The organism is Photobacterium sp. NCIMB 13483, assembly GCF_003025475.1.
Lineage (GTDB): Bacteria > Pseudomonadota > Gammaproteobacteria > Enterobacterales > Vibrionaceae > Photobacterium > Photobacterium piscicola.
Window position 1 is genome coordinate 1 of sequence record NZ_PYLV01000051.1, and the last position, 2,306, is coordinate 2,306.

Genomic DNA, 2,306 nt, shown 5'->3' on the forward strand with positions numbered 1-2,306 from the left:
GGTTCTTTTCGCCTTTCCCTCACGGTACTGGTTCACTATCGGTCAGTCAGGAGTATTTAGCCTTGGAGGATGGTCCCCCCATGTTCAAACAGGATATCACGTGTCCCGTCCTACTCGATTTCACTAATAATGCATTTTTGGTTACGGGGCTATCACCCTGTATCGCGGTACTTTCCAGAACCTTCACCTAACGCAGAACTAGCTTAAGGGCTAATCCGGTTTCGCTCGCCGCTACTACCGGAATCTCGGTTGATTTCTCTTCCTCGGGGTACTTAGATGTTTCAGTTCCCCCGGTTTGCCTCATTAACCTATGTATTCAGTTAATGATACTTGCTTATGCAAGTGGGTTTCCCCATTCGGAAATCCCAGACTCAAGAGGCTTTTACTGCCTAATCTGGGCTTATCGCAAGTTAATACGTCCTTCATCGCCTCTGACTGCCAAGGCATCCACCGTGTACGCTTAGTCACTTAACCATACAACCCCAAGAGGTCTTGTATGTTCAAACAACCAAGGTTTGCGTTTAATAATCCGATCAAGAAAATATTAAACATTGGTTTTTCGCCGGACTCGATACAAGACACTTGAATGTGTGTTGTTTTGAGAACTCGTTTTTATTCAAAGAATAAAAACATTTTTAAAATTAATCTTTCGATTAAATTTACTAGTCAGCTTTCCAGATTGTTAAAGAGCATGCAATTATCTAACGATAACCACTTTCTAATGATTTTCAGTGACAACAATGCGGACTTAATAAAGGTATTCTTCATTAAATCTGCGATTCCGTGCAGAAAATTCTTAGAGAGTGGTGGGCGATACCGGGCTCGAACCAGTGACCCCCTCCTTGTAAGGGAGGTGCTCTCCCAACTGAGCTAATCGCCCACGATAGTATCTTATTTATTTTCACTTTAAAAAGTGAAAGCAAATAATATTTCCTTCGTGGAAAGGAAATGGTGGGTCGTGCAGGATTCGAACCTGCGACCAATTGATTAAAAGTCAACTGCTCTACCAACTGAGCTAACGACCCAATTTTCACTGTCTCTTTTTTATAAAAAGAAGAGAAGTGGCGTCCCGTAGGGGAGTCGAACCCCTGTTACCGCCGTGAAAGGGCGGTGTCCTAGGCCTCTAGACGAACGGGACAATGTTCATAACGTAAGTTGTTGGGCAACTTACGTCGGCTCTCTTACATTTTAACCAAGCAATCTGTGTGGACACTGCATAAAACAGCATAAGTCTTTAGGTAAGGAGGTGATCCAGCCCCAGGTTCCCCTAGGGCTACCTTGTTACGACTTCACCCCAGTCATGAACCACACCGTGGTAAACGCCCTCCCGAAGGTTAAGCTATCTACTTCTGGTGCAGCCCACTCCCATGGTGTGACGGGCGGTGTGTACAAGGCCCGGGAACGTATTCACCGTGACATTCTGATTCACGATTACTAGCGATTCCGACTTCATGGAGTCGAGTTGCAGACTCCAATCCGGACTACGACGTACTTTGTGGGATTCGCTCACTATCGCTAGCTTGCAGCCCTCTGTATACGCCATTGTAGCACGTGTGTAGCCCTACTCGTAAGGGCCATGATGACTTGACGTCGTCCCCACCTTCCTCCGGTTTATCACCGGCAGTCTCCCTGGAGTTCCCACCATTACGTGCTGGCAAACAAGGATAAGGGTTGCGCTCGTTGCGGGACTTAACCCAACATTTCACAACACGAGCTGACGACAGCCATGCAGCACCTGTCTCAGAGTTCCCGAAGGCACTAAGCTATCTCTAGCGAATTCTCTGGATGTCAAGAGTAGGTAAGGTTCTTCGCGTTGCATCGAATTAAACCACATGCTCCACCGCTTGTGCGGGCCCCCGTCAATTCATTTGAGTTTTAATCTTGCGACCGTACTCCCCAGGCGGTCTACTTAACGCGTTAGCTCCGAAAGCCACGGCTCAAGGCCACAACCTTCAAGTAGACATCGTTTACGGCGTGGACTACCAGGGTATCTAATCCTGTTTGCTCCCCACGCTTTCGCATCTGAGCGTCAGTCTTTGTCCAGGGGGCCGCCTTCGCCACCGGTATTCCTTCAGATCTCTACGCATTTCACCGCTACACCTGAAATTCTACCCCCCTCTACAAGACTCTAGTCTGCCAGTTCAAAATGCTGTTCCGAGGTTGAGCCCCGGGCTTTCACATCTTGCTTAACAGACCGCCTGCATGCGCTTTACGCCCAGTAATTCCGATTAACGCTCGCACCCTCCGTATTACCGCGGCTGCTGGCACGGAGTTAGCCGGTGCTTCTTCTGTTGCTAACGTCAAAC

Annotated in this window: 3 tRNA genes and 2 rRNA genes; all 5 read right to left on the reverse strand. The window is 48.0% G+C overall.

Features of this window, described 5'->3' with window-relative positions:
• Positions 1 to 474 (reverse strand): 23S ribosomal RNA (locus C9I86_RS19685); the annotation flags it as partial.
• 330 nt (positions 475 to 804) lie between these two features.
• Positions 805 to 880 (reverse strand) — tRNA-Val (locus C9I86_RS19690).
• Positions 881 to 949: 69 nt separating this feature from the next.
• A tRNA-Lys gene (locus tag C9I86_RS19695) sits at positions 950 to 1,025 on the reverse strand.
• A gap of 37 nt (positions 1,026 to 1,062) precedes the next feature.
• Positions 1,063 to 1,138: transfer RNA gene (locus tag C9I86_RS19700), tRNA-Glu, on the reverse strand.
• Positions 1,139 to 1,239: 101 nt separating this feature from the next.
• Positions 1,240 to 2,306 (reverse strand): 16S ribosomal RNA (locus C9I86_RS19705); the annotation flags it as partial.